General features: G+C 69.4%; 8 protein-coding genes. 4 read left to right on the forward strand and 4 right to left on the reverse strand.

Features of this window, described 5'->3' with window-relative positions; genetic code table 11:
• Window position 1: 1 nt before the first annotated feature.
• The 4 genes from ACFYZ8_RS26290 to ACFYZ8_RS26305 form a co-directional block, all read right to left on the reverse strand.
• Complete coding sequence (locus ACFYZ8_RS26290; protein WP_388539755.1) at window positions 2–1,774, reverse strand: dipeptide/oligopeptide/nickel ABC transporter permease/ATP-binding protein; 1,773 nt, start codon at window positions 1,772–1,774, stop codon at window positions 2–4.
• A complete protein-coding gene (locus tag ACFYZ8_RS26295; protein ID WP_388539752.1) occupies window positions 1,771–2,697 on the reverse strand; it encodes an ABC transporter permease in 927 nt (308 codons plus the stop codon). The genes ACFYZ8_RS26290 and ACFYZ8_RS26295 overlap by 4 nt, the downstream gene beginning before the upstream one ends.
• 43 nt (window positions 2,698–2,740) lie before the next feature.
• Window positions 2,741–4,267 carry an ABC transporter substrate-binding protein gene (locus ACFYZ8_RS26300; protein ID WP_388539750.1) on the reverse strand — a complete coding sequence of 509 codons (1,527 nt, stop codon included), beginning with the start codon at window positions 4,265–4,267 and terminating at the stop codon, window positions 2,741–2,743.
• A gap of 392 nt (window positions 4,268–4,659) precedes the next feature.
• Window positions 4,660–5,811 carry a LacI family DNA-binding transcriptional regulator gene (locus ACFYZ8_RS26305; RefSeq protein WP_388539747.1) on the reverse strand — a complete coding sequence of 384 codons (1,152 nt, stop codon included), beginning with the start codon at window positions 5,809–5,811 and terminating at the stop codon, window positions 4,660–4,662.
• Window positions 5,812–6,022: 211 nt separating this feature from the next.
• Here ACFYZ8_RS26305 and ACFYZ8_RS26310 point away from each other — a divergent pair, with 211 nt between their 5' ends.
• The 4 genes from ACFYZ8_RS26310 (at window position 6,023) to ACFYZ8_RS26325 (ending at window position 14,024) form a co-directional block, all read left to right on the forward strand.
• On the forward strand, window positions 6,023–8,854 hold the full coding sequence (locus ACFYZ8_RS26310; protein ID WP_388539744.1) for a family 78 glycoside hydrolase catalytic domain: 2,832 nt from the start codon (window positions 6,023–6,025) through the stop codon (window positions 8,852–8,854).
• 172 nt (window positions 8,855–9,026) lie between these two features.
• Complete coding sequence (locus tag ACFYZ8_RS26315; RefSeq protein ID WP_388539741.1) at window positions 9,027–11,432, forward strand: glycoside hydrolase family 3 N-terminal domain-containing protein; 2,406 nt, start codon at window positions 9,027–9,029, stop codon at window positions 11,430–11,432.
• A complete protein-coding gene (locus ACFYZ8_RS26320; RefSeq protein ID WP_388539738.1) occupies window positions 11,425–12,948 on the forward strand; it encodes a family 43 glycosylhydrolase in 1,524 nt (507 codons plus the stop codon). The genes ACFYZ8_RS26315 and ACFYZ8_RS26320 overlap by 8 nt, the downstream gene beginning before the upstream one ends.
• Window positions 12,945–14,024 (forward strand): family 43 glycosylhydrolase, encoded by a 1,080-nt coding sequence (locus ACFYZ8_RS26325; protein WP_388539735.1) that lies wholly within the window; start codon window positions 12,945–12,947, stop codon window positions 14,022–14,024. The genes ACFYZ8_RS26320 and ACFYZ8_RS26325 overlap by 4 nt, the downstream gene beginning before the upstream one ends.
• Window positions 14,025–14,061 lie beyond the last annotated feature (37 nt).

Here is a 14,061-nt window from a genome sequence, read left to right on the forward strand (position 1 = left end):
CTCATACCTCCGCGATCTCGACACGGCGTGCCGACGAGAGCAGTTCCCGGGTGTAGTCCTCGGCGGGGGACTCGAAGAGCGCGTCCACGTCGCTGCGTTCCACGATGCGGCCGTCCCGCATGACGCTGACCGTGTCGCAGATGTCCGCGACGACACCGAGGTTGTGGGTCACGAGGATCACGGCGAGACCGCGTTCGTCGCGCAGTTCGCGCAGCAGCTCCAGTACCTCGGCCTGCACGGTCACATCCAGGGCCGTGGTGGGCTCGTCGGCCACGATCAGGTCGGGGTTCGAGGCCACCGCGCCGCAGATGAGCACGCGCTGTGCCATGCCGCCGGAGATCTCGTGCGGATACTGGCGGAAGACCCGTTCGGGATCCTTGATGCCGACCCGTGCGAGCAGTCTCAGCAGCTCCCTTTCCGCTTCCTGCTTGGACATCTTCTTCACCGCGCGCAGGCCGTGGGTGAGTTGCGCGCCGACCGTGAAGCAGGGGTCGAGGTTCGACATGGGTTCCTGCGGCACGTAGGCGATGCGCCGGCCGCGTGCCGCGCGCAGCCGCTGGTCGTCGGCCAGCAGGTCCTTGCCGTCCAGCACGATGCTGCCGCCGAGGACGACCGCCTCGCGGGGCAGGATGCCCAGGGTCGAGAAGGCGATCTGGGACTTGCCGGAGCCTGACTCGCCCACCAGACCGTGGATCTCGCCCCGCCGTACGTCCAGGTCGACGCCGTGCACGACTTCGCGGACGCTGTTCTCGCCGTCCGGGTAGCCGATGCGCAGGCCGCGGATCGACAGGACCGCTTCGGCCGGTGCGGCTGCGGGGTCTGTGGTGGTCGACTGGCGTTGCTCCTGTGCCTGCCGGGTCAGTTCGCGGCGCCGGCGCGGGGACAGCGTCGTGCTGTGGGCCGACGACTGGAGCACATCGCGCAGGGCGTTGCCGAGCAGGACGAGCGCCAGGACGGTCAGACTGATGAGGAGGGCCGGCCACAGGACACCGGCCTTGTTGTTGTAGATGTTGCCGAACGCCTCCTGCAGGACGCCGCCCCAGGATGCCTTGGCGGGGTTGCTCAGACCGAGGAAGCCCAGGCCGGCTTCCATCGCGATCCCGGCCGCGAGGACGAACGAACTCTGGATGACGACGGGCGCGCGGACGGCCCACAGTACGTGGCGGCCGACGATCCTCCGATCGGAGAGCCCGACCACCTTGGCCGCGTCCACGTACAGCTCGCTGCGGACTCCGAGGACGACGGACCGGACCAGCCGGAAGTACGACGGTGCCACGATGAGGCCGTAGACGGCCATGGCCGCGACGATGTTCGACCCGGTCCGGGCATACAGCGCGATGAGCAGGATGACGCCGGGCGTCGACATGACGACGTCGGAAACCCAGTTCAGCACCGCGTCGACCCTGCCGCGGTAGAAGCCGGCGGCGAGGCCGCTGGTCACTCCGAGTACGACGGAGACGACGAGTACCACCACACAGGCGAGCAGCGTCTGCCGGGCTCCCCACATCAGCCGGGACAGGATGTCCCGACCCGTCGAGTCCGCCCCGAGGAGGTGCCCGGAACTGAACGGGGACGCGTCCACGGCGCTGAGGTCTGTCACGTTCGGGCCGTGCGGGGCCAGCCAGGAGCAGGACAGGCCCAGGAACACCACAAAGAGCAGGAAGACCAGGCAGACCGTGCCCTGCGGATTGGTGAGCAGTCGCCGGAAGAGAGACCGCTTCTTCGCGGCCGCCTGCACAAGAACGGCCGTCTCCAGCGGGGGTGTCGTGGTCATCGCGTCCTCGCTTTCGGGTTGACCGCTGCCGTGACGAGGTCGCCCAGCAGGTTGACGACGAGCACGACCACGATGGTCACCAGCACGCACCCCATCACCAGCGGCACGTCGCCCTTCTGCGCCGAGGTGTTGCTCAGGTCGCCCAGGCCAGGCAGAGCGAACACCTGCTCGATGACCACCGCCCCGCCGATGAGGCCGAGGGTCTGCAGGCTCAGGGCGGTGAGACCGGGACCGGCGGCGTTGCGCAGCACATGCCGGAAGACGACCTGCGATTCCGGGATCCCCCGCGCTCGCAGCGTTCGTACGAAGTCCTGGGAGAGCGTGTCCAGGACCGCTCCGCGGAACTGCGCGGCGGCGTTGGCGATGGATCCCACAAGGAGGGCGATGACCGGGAGGGTGACCGACTTGAGCCATCCACTGAGGCTCTGGTCCGGTGAGACGTACCCCGTCGCCGGGAGCAGCCGGACCGAGACGGCGAAGGCGAAGACGAGCCCGATCGCGATGATGAAGGCCGGCACGGCCGCTCCCAGCACGGACAGGAACTGCACCACCCGGTCCAACCACCCGCCGCGGACGGCGGCGGCGACGCCCAGGAGGATGCTCGCCACCGCTGTCAGCAGGAGCGACAGGACGATCAGGGTGAGGGTCACCGGTACCCGGGAGGAGAGGGCCGAGGTCACGGACTGGCCCGTGAAGAACGAGTCGCCGAGGTTGCCCGTGACGACGCCCTTGAGCCACTCGCCGTACTGCACCATGAGGGGCTTGTCCAGACCGAGTCTGACCACCTCCGCCCGGACGTCGGCCTCGCTGGCCCGCGTGCCCAGGACGGCCCGCGCGATCCCCGGCCCGTTGCCGTACATCAGGACGAACGTCGCGAAGCTGACCACGAGCAACACCGCCAGTGAGCGGACCAGCTTCTTCATCACAGAACCCAACACCTGGCACTCCAATCGTTCATGCGTGGGGCTACTGGAAGTCCCACAGGAGCGGGTGCAGGCCGGACGGGTCGGTGGACTTCCGGACCTTGAGCTTGGAGTTGTAGGCGTAGATGGTGCCCGTGGACACCATCGGGACGAACCAGGCCTGGTCGACGACGTAGCGGTTGATGGCCTGCTGATCCTTGGCCGACTGCTGCGGGTTGTCGGTCACGATCTTTTCCCAGAGCCTGGCCACTGTCGGGTCGGTCTGGTGCATGACGTTCCAGATGCCGTCTGGCAGGATGTAGTCCGCGATGTCCAGCCGCGACTCGCCGTAGTTCCCGAGCACCCACATGGGGATGGGGTACTTGCCGCTGAGCAGTTCACTGATGGCGTTCGGGCCGGACAGGGTGACCTGCTTGACCTTGATGTTCAGCAGGCTCAGCTGCTGCTTGACGACCGGCATCAACGCGTCCAGGTTCTGCCCCTGCAGGTACGGGATCTCGATGCTGAAGCCGTTCTCATATCCCGCCTTCTTCATCAGGGCCTTCGCGGCCCCGACGTCGTAGGGGTAGGGGTCCTTGAGGTCCTTGATGTACGCCGCGGAGCCGGGACGGAAGATCTGCGGGGTCGGGGTGGCCAGCCCTCGGAAGAGGTTCTTCGCCATGGCGTCCTTGTCGAACACCATGTTCATGGCGCGGCGGACGTCCACGTTGCCCAGAGCGGGGATCTTCTTGCCCAGGTGGTCGGTCAGCAGGAGCCGGGCCACCTCGCTCGGCTGCATCTGGATCTTCAGTCCGGATGACTTGGCCTGGCTGTACGTCGCCTGCGTGATGAGGGAGCCGTCGATCTGCCCGGTCTTGAGCGCGTTGATCGTCGCTGTCTCGCTGGTGATGACCTTCAGCACGAGCTTCTTGTACGGGAACGACTTGGCGTCCCAGTACGCGTCGTTCTTGACGAAGGTGTAGACCGAGCCACCGGTCGTCGCCGATGCGTCGAGGGTGTACGGGCCCGAGCCGACCGGAGCCTTGTTCCGGTTGCCCGAGGCCAGGTACTTCGGACTGGCTATCGCGAGGTCACACAGGCGTGCGGTGAGCAGCGGGTTCGACTTCGTGGAGATCACGGCGGTCAGCTTGTCCGGCGTGGAGACCTTCATACCGGCGAAGCGGGCTGTGCTGGCGCCGTGTGTCGCCGCGTACTCGACCGACGCCTTGACCGCCGCCGAATTGACCGGGGTTCCGTCGGAGAACTTCATGCCCGGACGTAGGTGCATGGTCACGCCGGTGTTGTCCGACTTGAATTTCCAGGTCTTCGCGGCGGCCGGCTGGGGCTTGCCCAGAGCGTCACACCGGAAGGGCTTGTCGTACACCGCCGAGGCGCCCCAGCCCTGGTAGCTGGGCTGGTTGACCGGATCCCAGCCCTGGATGTCCTGGGTCATGCCGAGCGTGAGTGTGTCCTTGCCGCCGGCGTTCCCCGAGGTGGAACTCGCGTCGGTACAGCCGCTCAGGGCAACCAGGGCGGCCAGGGCCGTGGTCATCGTGACTGCCGTGGCGGCAGGTCGGGTGGTGCGCCGCATCATGGACTCCTTCGGACGCGAATGAAGTTGCGGCCTGTTTACATGCGGGCCGACGCAGATCTGTCCAGCGCTCGGTGAGAGACAGCGCGAACTGGACGATGTGATGTGTACAACGTTCTACGCGGCAAGTTACGGAGACGGCCAGAATGAGTCAAGGGATCGCGCCAACCCCGCCGTGTAACAGTTCCGCAACGCGCCGGTAGCGCGATCTTCACTCCCCGGTGCCACACCACTCATGACCAGCCAAGTCTCGCCCTGGGTGACTTTTCCGGCCCCTGCGGCAGCGGGCGTGGGCCGATGTGTCGCGGGTCGCGGCAGTCCACCGGGTCGGCGAGAAGAGTGCACCGATGCACAAGGTGACGGGAGGTGCACGGACAGGAACACGGGACGCGCTAGGAGGAGCGCGCCGCTCGTGCGGCACGGCCGCGCGCCGGAGCCGCGCTCGTCCCGCGGGGCACGAGCCGGGGCGCCACGACGTAGTGGACCGGCTGGGTGCGGCCGTTGAGCCGCTCCAGGAGAAGCCGTGTGCTCATCTGGCCCGTGAGGTGGCCCGACTGGTCCACCGTCGTGAGCGAGACCCGGCCGATCGAGGAGGCGTTGACGTTGTCGTAGCCGGTCACCGTCAAATCTTCCGGTACCCGCAGACCGCGTTCCTCCGCTGCCCGCAGGGCGCCCAGCGCAGCGATGTCGGCGCCCGCGAAGATCGCGGTCGGCGGTGTCGGCCTGGACAGTGCCTCGGTGGCGGCCCGGTAGCCGCCCTCCTCCGTGTAGCTCGTCTCGATGACGTCAGGCTCGAGGCCGTGGCGCTGCATGGCCCTGATGTACCCGTCGCACCGTGCGGTGTGCGCGAGGACATGCGGGCGTTCCAGGACCCCCGTCGGATGGGTGGTATGCGCGATGCGTCGGTGGCCGAGACTCACCAGGTGGTCGACCATGAGGCGCGCACCCCCCTGGTCGTCGTCGACAACGGTGTCGAAGGAGGTGGCGCCACCATGGCGCGCGACCACCACCGTGGGCAGACTCACCCCGAGCCGTTCGAGCCAGGCCGTGCTCATCTCCGGCGCGATGATGACGAGCCCGTCGACCTGGCGGTCGACGAGGGCCTCGATGCTGCGTTGCTGGCGCTCGGCCGCGAGGCCGCCGGTGATGAGTATCTCCTGGTAGGGCGTCGGCTCCAGTTCGTCCGTGACACCCTCGACGATCTCGGGCTGGAAGGGATGGGACAGCGCCACGAGCATGACTCCGATGGTGTAGGAGCGGCCCCGCATGGCGCGCGCGCCGGCCTGCGGCCGGTAGCCCAGCTTCTCGATCGCGGCGGTGACCTTGATCCGCATCTCCGGGCTGACGCCGTAGGCGTCGCGCAGCACTTTGGACACGGCCGACACCGATACCCGCGCTTCCCGGGCCACGTCCTGGATCGTCACGCGGCGCACTCCGGAGGACTGCGCGGTGCCATCGCCGCGCGAGCGGACGGGCCGCTTGTCCGCGTTGCGTGGAGCCGTCATGCCGCCCCGCAGATCGGCGTCAGCAGCGCTGTTGTCCATTCGCGCCATGCTACAAGCGCCCGTTCCGATCGGTACCCCATGGATCGGTCCCTTCCGTTGCCTTGACATGAATTCAGGCAGCTCCCTACGCTCCCTGACGTAGAACGTTACACAACACCGGCCCCCTCAGGTGGTTCCTTCCCCTGTGTGTGAGGGCGTTCCTGAGCGGAGCCACACAATGCCCGCCTCGGGCCCGGTCACCCAATGCTCGATGAGTCTGGAGACTTACATGGTCGTGGCTGCCGCTCCCTGCGCCCCCCGGTTCGAGCACCTCACCGATCCCTCACCGGTCCGCGGTGTCGGCACGGGCTCTCCCCGTCTGTCGTGGTCGGTCCCGCAGGCGGACGCGGACTACCGCCAGACGGCCTACGAGATCGAGGTCCTGCGGGGCGGCACCACCGAGACGTTCCGGGCCGACAGCGCCGAGCAGATCCTGGTGCCCTGGCCGGCGCGGCCGCTGGCCTCCCGGGAGTACGCCGCCGTGCGGGTCCGCGTCGCCTGCCGGGACCGGTGGAGCGAATGGAGTGAACGAGCTGTCGTGGAGGCCGGCCTCCTTGACGCGGCCGACTGGACAGCGGATTTCATCAGTCCGGTCGGCATCGCCGGCACGCGTATGCCCGCTCCGGTGCTGAGCGGATCGTTCGAGGTGCCGGGCGAGGTGCGCACAGCCCGCCTCTACGCCACCGCGCACGGCCTGTACCTCGCCACGCTCAACGGCCGGCGCGTCGGCGACCTGGTGCTCGCCCCGGGCTGGACGGCCTACGAGCACCGGCTGCGCTACCAGACGTACGACGTGACGGAACTGGTCCGCAGCGGGGAGAACGTGCTGGAGGTCCTTCTCGGCAACGGCTGGTATCGCGGCCGACTGGGCTTCAACGGCGAGCGTGCCCTGTACGGCGACCGGCTGGCCCTGCTGGCCCAGCTGGAGGTCACCACCACCGACGGACAGGTCCATGTGCTCGCCACGGACGGCACATGGACGGCTCGGGAGAGCGAGGTCCTCGCCGACGACCTCTACGACGGCCAGCGCACCGACCTGCGTCGCCGCGGCCCCGGCTGGCGCCCGGCAGCCGGCGCGGTCGAGGTGGTGGCGGGCGACGTCACCCGCCTCGTCGCCCCGGAAGGACCGCCCGTCCGGGTCAGTTGCGTCCTTCCGGCCGAGAAGGTGTGGATGTCACCGTCGGGCCGGACTCTGGTCGACTTCGGACAGAACGCCGTGGGATGGGTACGGCTGCGGGTGCGCGGCCTGGCATCCGGCGCCGAGGTCGTCGTCCGCCATGCCGAAGTCCTGGAGGACGGCGAGCTCGGCACCCGTCCGCTGCGCGCGGCCGAAGCCACCGACACGTACCTCGTCGCGGGCACGGGCGAGGAGATCCTCGAACCGTCCCTCACCTTCCACGGCTTCCGCTACGCGGAGATCTCGGGCGTGCCGGGCCTGCGTGCCGAGGACGTCGAGACCGTGGTGATCGGGTCGGACCTGCGCCGCACCGGCTGGTTCACCTCCTCCCACACACTGCTCAACCGCTTCCACGAGAACGTGGTGTGGGGCATGCGCGGCAACTTCGTCGACGTACCCACCGACTGCCCGCAGCGTGACGAACGCCTCGGCTGGACCGGCGACATCCAGGTGTTCGCCCCGACGGCGACCTTCCTCTTCGACAGCGCGGGGTTCCTCAGGTCGTGGCTGGCGGACCTGGCGGCCGAACAGCACCCCGACGGATCGGTGCCCTACGTCGTGCCGGACGTGCTGCGCGACCGCGCGCCGACCGCGGCAGCCTGGGGCGACGCCGCAACGATCGTGCCCTGGGCGCTGTATCAGCGCACAGGCGACCGTCAAGTCCTGGAGCGGCAGTGGCCGAGCATGCGCGCCTGGGTCGACCGGCTCGCGGACCTCGCTGGCCCGGACCGGCTGTGGTCGGGCGGATTCCAGTTCGGCGACTGGCTCGACCCCACGGCTCCGCCGGAGGCCCCCTCCCGGGCCAAGGCCGACCCCGACGTGGTGGCCACCGCGCACTTCGCACGCTCCGCGGAGATCGTGGCCGAGGCCGCGCGAGTGCTGGGGCGCGAGAACGAGGCTAAGCGGTACGGCGCCCTGGCGGCCGAGGTGCGTGCGGCGTTCGCCCGCGCCTACGTCACCCCGGCCGGCCGGGTCCTCTCCGACGCGCAGACGGTCTACGCCCTGGCCATCGAGTGGGCGCTGCTGCCCGGCGCCGAACAGCGCGAGCGGGCCGGCCGGCGCCTGGCGGACCTCGTCCGCGCGAGCGGCTTCCGCATCAGCACCGGGTTCGTCGGTACGCCCCTGGTGACCGACGCCCTGACCTCGACCGGACACCCCCAGGTCGCCTACCGGCTGCTGCTGCAGACCGGCTGCCCGTCCTGGCTGTACCCGGTCACCATGGGGGCGACCACCATCTGGGAGCGCTGGGACAGCATGCTCCCCGACGGCAGTATCAACCCCGGTGACATGACGTCGTTCAACCACTACGCGCTCGGCGCCGTCGCGGACTGGCTGCACCGCACCGTCGCCGGCCTCGCACCCGCCGCCCCCGGCTACCGCGAGATCCTCGTCCACCCGCGACCGTCCGCCGACCTCACCTCCGCCTCGGCGCGCCACCTCACCCCCTACGGCGAGGCCCGTGTCGCCTGGGAGCGGGCCGGCGGGACGTTCCGGCTCGATGTCCGCGTTCCGGTGGGGGCCACCGCGCTGGTGCACCTGCCCGGGACGGCCGAGCCGAAGGCCGTCGGTCACGGTGAGCACCACTGGGAGGTTCCCGACCCGATGGCAGACGGTGCCACCCAGCACGCGACGGCCACCGTCCGCGATGTGCTCGACGACCCGGACACCTGGGCCGCCGTCGTTGCAGCCGCCGTCGAGACAGGCGTCGTTCCCGGAGGGGAGGCGCAGGTCGCCGGCCGGCTCGCCGCGTATCTCGACGCACCCGCCGCCGAACTGGTCCTGGCGCTGACACCGCAGGAGTCGCCGGCGGGCTTGGCCTCCCTGGAGCGACGGCTGGAGGCGATCCTCGGTCTGCGCCCTGCCTGACGGCGCTCCTGCGCGAGCCCCGCCCCCGAATCACCCGACGACCAGGAAAGCAGCCGGTCATGAAACACGGCAGCCAGCAGGGCAGCAGCTCGTTCAGGCCCGGCCAGGTGCGCCGCGACATCCCGGCCGGACTCCCGGCAGCTTCCGGGCACCCCACCGCGAGGAACGAACGTTGAGCAAGCCGACCGACAACCACCGTGACCGCCGCCTGCCCGCCGCCACGCGCGCCGAGCTGCTGCTGCGGGAGATGACCCTTGAGGAGAAGTGCCACCAGCTCGTCTCCGTCATGCCCTGGACCCTGGTCCGCGCCGACGGGTCGGACTCCGGCGAGCTCGAGGAATGGCTCGGGCACCCGCCGGGCCATGTGGCCGGACTGATCGTCGACACCCCGGCCAAGCTGGCGCACCTGGTCGGCAGCATCCAACGCCAGGCAGTCGAACGCACCCGGCTCGGCATCCCCGTGCTGTTCCACCAGGAGGCGCTCAGCGGCTTCCTGGCCGGCGGCCACATGGCCTTCCCCACCGGTACCGGGCTCGCGGCCACCTGGAGTCCTGACCTCGTCCAGGACATGACCGAGCTGATCCGCGCCCAGATGATCCGCACGGGTGTCCGCCACGCGCTGTCGCCCGTCATGGACGTCGCGCTCGACCCGAGGTGGGGCCGGGTACACGAGACCTACGGAGAGGACCCCTACCTGTCCGCCGCGCTCAGCGTCGCCTTCACGCGCGGCCTGCAGGGCGACGACCTCGCCCGGGGCGTCATCGCGACCGGCAAGCACTTCCTCGGGTACGCCCTGCCGATCGGCGGTTCCAACACCTCGGCGTACGAGGGAGGCGCGCGCTGGACCCGGGACCTGTTCGCCTACCCGTTCGAGGCCGCCATCCAGCTCGCCGGCCTGCGCTCGGTGATGAACTCGTACGCCGACGTGGACGGCATCCCCGTGGGCGTCTCCCGGGAGGTGCTCACCGACCTGCTGCGCGGGGTCCTCGGGTTCGACGGGTTCATCTCGTCGGACTACACGACCCTGGAGCAGGTGGTCGACCGCCAGCGCGTTGCGGCCGACGCAGGAGAGGCGGCGTGCCTCGCGATCTCCGCCGGCCTCGACGTGGAGATGCCCAAGCCGTACGCCTACGGCCAGGTGCTCGCGCGACAGGTCGAGCAGGGCAAGGCGGACGTCCGCGACGTCGACACGAGCGTCCTGCGCGTTCTGAAGGCCAAGTTCGAGCTGGGCCTGTTCGAGAATCCCTATCCGGCCGAGCACATCGACGTGTCCGCGGTCGCGGCCGAGGGCACGGAGCTCTCGCACGAGCTGGCCCGGCGCTCCGTGGTGCTCGCCAAGAACGACGGAATCCTCCCCCTGACCCCTGGGACGCTGAACGTCGCCGTGATCGGCCCGCACGCCCATGCGGCCAAACTCCAGTTCCCCACATACACCTACGCCTCATGGCGGGAAGCGACCGACGCCGTCACACGCGGCGAACTCGGCAACATGCTCGGCGCGGAAGACGTCACGACCTCCTGGTACAAGGCGATGTTCGAACCCGTCGACCCGGAGGCATTCGTCCACGAACGGTTCGGGGCCCGCTCGATCTCGGAGGAGATCGCCGGATTCGCCCAGCAGGTGCGCAGCGAACAGGGATCCACGCTGACCCGTCCGTTGGAGCAGGAGGCCATCGACCGGGCTGTGGACATCGCACGGGAATCCGACGTGGTGGTGCTCGCCCTCGGCGGCGGAAGCCTGTGGTTCACCGGAGAACGCACCGAGGGCGAGGCCAGCGACACCGCCGACATCTCCCTGCCGGCCGCACAGACCCGTATCGCCGAGGCGGTGGCCGCCACCGGCAGGCCCCTGGTCGTCGTGCTCGTGCAGGGACGTGCGTACGCACTGCCCGAGGTGGTGCAGAACGCCTCGGCGATCGTGATGGCGCCCTACGGCGGACCGTTCGGTCCGAAGGCGATCGCAGAGGTCCTCTTCGGCGTCACCAACCCCAGCGGCAAGCTGCCCTACAGCATCCCCCGCCACTCCGGGCAGGTCCCCGTCTACCACCACCAGAAGGCCGGCTCCGGCTACCGCAACCCGCTGCCCCCGAACGTCACCCAGCACTATCTCGACCTGGAGGCCACACCGCTCCTCCCATTCGCGCACGGTCTGAGCTACACCGACTTCGAACTCGGCGGCCTGTCCCACGACCCCCGGATCGACACCGACGGGACCGCACGGATCGCCGTCACCGTCACCAACACCGGCCCGGTGAAGGGCGCGGCCGTCGTCCAGCTCTACGTCCGGGTCAACACCAAGGGCCTCACCCGGCCCGCGCAGCAACTGGCCGGCTTCAGCCGCATCGAACTGCCCCGAGGCGAATCCCGCCGGGTCACCTTCCGCCTCGCCGCGGCCCAGCTCGGCTACACCAACCTCGCCCGTGACTTCGCGGTCGAGCCCGCGCGCGTGGACTTCTTCCTCGGCTTCGACTCCGACGACCGGCGGGTCGAAGGAGCCTTCGACCTGGCGGGCAAGCCCCGTGTCCTCACGAGCGCCGACCGCGCCTTCCTTTCCGACGTGGAGATCGAGAATGTCTGAGCTGCCCAACCCGCTGATCCCCGGCTTCAACCCCGACCCGAGCTGCATCCTCGTCGACGGGACGTACTACCTGGTGACGTCCACATTCGAGTACCTGCCCGCCCTCCCCGTCTACCGGAGCACGGACTTCGTCACCTGGGAGCACATCGGCAACGTCGCGACCAGGGAGCAACAGGTCGGCGTCGCTCAGGTCACCTCGGCCGCCGGCGTATGGGCCCCGACGATCCGTCACCACGACGGACTGTTCCACGTCATCGTCTCGGTGACCGACAGTCCGCGCGGATGCGTCGTGTTCACCGCCGAAGACCCGGCCGGGCCCTGGAGCGACGGCATCACCCTCGCCGGCATCACCGGAATCGACCCCGACCTCGCCTGGGACGAGTCCGGCGCTGCCTACGTCACCTACAGCGCCCTGCACCTCGACGGCAGCGAGCACGTGGCCTTCAACGGCATCCAGCAGGCACGGGTCGACCTCGAAACGGGCAAGATCCTGGAAGAGCCGCGGCCGATGTGGTCCGGCACCGGCCTGATCGCCCCGGAGGCCCCTCACCTCTACCAGCGCGACGGCTACTGGTACCTGCTCATCGCGGAAGGCGGCACCAGCCAGGGCCACGCCGTGAGCGTCGCGCGCAGCCGCTCCATCGAGGGCCCGTTCGAAGGTGCGCCGCACAACCCCGTGCTGCGCGAGGCGGGTTGGAACCACCCGGTCGAATGCACGGGCCACGCAGACCTCGTCCCAGGCCCGGACGGCGACGATCTCCTCGTCCTGCTGGGCACACGCCGCGCCGGCCACGGCTCGCCACTGGGCAGGGAGACCTATGTCACCGCCGTGGAGTGGCGCGACGGCTGGCCGCAGCCCGCGCACGTTGACCTCAACCCGCGTCCGGAACCGGTGGAGGAGTACTTCGACTTCGCGGACGGCTCCGCCCTGACCGACCCCGGCTGGCTCGCCGTCGGTCGGCCGCCCGCCGAGCTCGCCTCTGTCGGCGAGCAGCCCGGTCGGCTCACGATCCGCGCCGCCGCCGACGGCGGCCTCGACGCCTTCCGCCCCGCCTTCGTCGGGCGCCGCCAGCGCCATATGACCAGCGCCTTCGAGACCCGGATCGACCCGGGAGACGGTCGCGGCGGCCTCGGCCTGCGCTTCGTCGAGGACTTCACCCTCTGCCTCGTCGCCGAGCGTGCCCCTTCGGGAGCCGGTACGAAGATCACGGCACGGGCGAGCATCCCGACCCTCAGCCAGTCCTGGAGCACCGAGGTCGCGGGCGACCAGGTCACGCTCCGCCTCACCACGCAGGTACCTCCGCGAGGGCGAGCCTCGTGGTTTCCCCCCGGTGACCGCATCCGGCTGATCGTCGTTGACGACACCGGCGCCGAGACCCAACTGGCCGAAGTGGACGGGCGGTTCTGGTCGGTCGAGACCTCCGCGACCTTCACCGGCCGTGTCACCGGCATGTTCGCCGAGGAAGGCACCGTCCACTTCGCCGACTTCCGCTATCGCGGCGAGGGCGGCTCATGACCACCGGATCCACGGGCACACCCAAGGGAACCACCATGTACGACTCCTTCCGGCCCGGCCGGACGTGGCTGGACACGAACGGCCACCGCATCCACGCACACGGCGGGTCCGTGCTGTTCGAGGGCGGCGTCTACTACTGGTACGGCGAGAACAAGGAGCACTCGAAGCCGGGGAGCGGCATCTGGACCTGGGGCATCCGCTGCTACTCGTCCACCGACCTCTACAACTGGCAGGACCGCGGGTTGATCATCCCGCCGGTCCTCGACGACCGCATGTCGCCCCTGCACCCGTCCCAGATGATCGACCGCCCGCACATCATCCACAACCCGCGCACGGGAACGTACGTCTGCTGGCTCAAGATCATGGGTGTCGGCGGCGAACAGCTCTGCACGGTTCTGACGGCGGACTCGCTCCTCGGTCCTTACGAGATCGTCCGTACGGGGCTCAGCCCGCTCGGCATGTCCGCAGGCGATTTCGACCTGGTCGTCGATCCGGCTGACGGCAAGGCGTACTACTACTTCGAGCGGGTGCACAGCGAGCTGATCTGTGCCGAACTCAACGATGACTACACGGATCTGACGGGAGCGCACTCGACTCACCTCCCCCGCCCGCACCCCCCACTGGTACGTGAAGCGCCCGCCTACTTCCGGCGCGGGGACAAGCACTACCTGATCACTTCGGGTACGACGTGGTACTTCCCGAACCCATCGGAAGCGGCCGTGGCCGACACGTACCACGGCCCCTTCACCGTGCTCGGCGACCCGCACCCCACGGACCCGAGCGGCACCTCGTTCCGGTCGCAGATCAGCTCCGTCTTCCAGCACCCGGACCACGACGACCTCTACATCGCGATCGCGGACCGGTGGCTGCCCCAGCTTTCGGAGGAGGAGTCGAACTGGGGCGAAGCCTTCCAACGGCACTACTCGGCGAAGGCGGAGGGGCGCGAGGCTCCTTCCCTCGTACTGCCCGAGGCCGATACATCGGTCGCGGACCATGTGTGGCTCCCCATCCGGTTCGACGGTGAGATGCCAGTGATCGAATGGCACGACGAGTGGCGTATCGAGGACACCAAGTGACGTTCACCTGGATGGACTTGGCACCCAGGGGCTTGCT

The sequence above is a fragment of the Streptomyces sp. NPDC001668 genome (assembly GCF_042893155.1).
In the GTDB taxonomy this organism is placed as follows: Bacteria; Actinomycetota; Actinomycetes; order Streptomycetales; family Streptomycetaceae; genus Streptomyces.

Excerpts from the sequence above, each read along its gene's own strand:
- ACFYZ8_RS26290 (WP_388539755.1), bottom strand. The coding sequence starts at position 1,774 with ATGACCACGACACCCCCGCTGGAGACGGCCGTTCTTGTGCAGGCGGCC.
- ACFYZ8_RS26295 (WP_388539752.1), bottom strand. The coding sequence starts at position 2,697 with ATGAAGAAGCTGGTCCGCTCACTGGCGGTGTTGCTCGTGGTCAGCTTC.
- ACFYZ8_RS26300 (WP_388539750.1), bottom strand. The coding sequence starts at position 4,267 with ATGCGGCGCACCACCCGACCTGCCGCCACGGCAGTCACGATGACCACG.
- ACFYZ8_RS26305 (WP_388539747.1), bottom strand. The coding sequence starts at position 5,811 with ATGGACAACAGCGCTGCTGACGCCGATCTGCGGGGCGGCATGACGGCT.
- ACFYZ8_RS26310 (WP_388539744.1), top strand. The coding sequence starts at position 6,023 with ATGAGTCTGGAGACTTACATGGTCGTGGCTGCCGCTCCCTGCGCCCCC.
- ACFYZ8_RS26320 (WP_388539738.1), top strand. The coding sequence starts at position 11,425 with ATGTCTGAGCTGCCCAACCCGCTGATCCCCGGCTTCAACCCCGACCCG.
- ACFYZ8_RS26325 (WP_388539735.1), top strand. The coding sequence starts at position 12,945 with ATGACCACCGGATCCACGGGCACACCCAAGGGAACCACCATGTACGAC.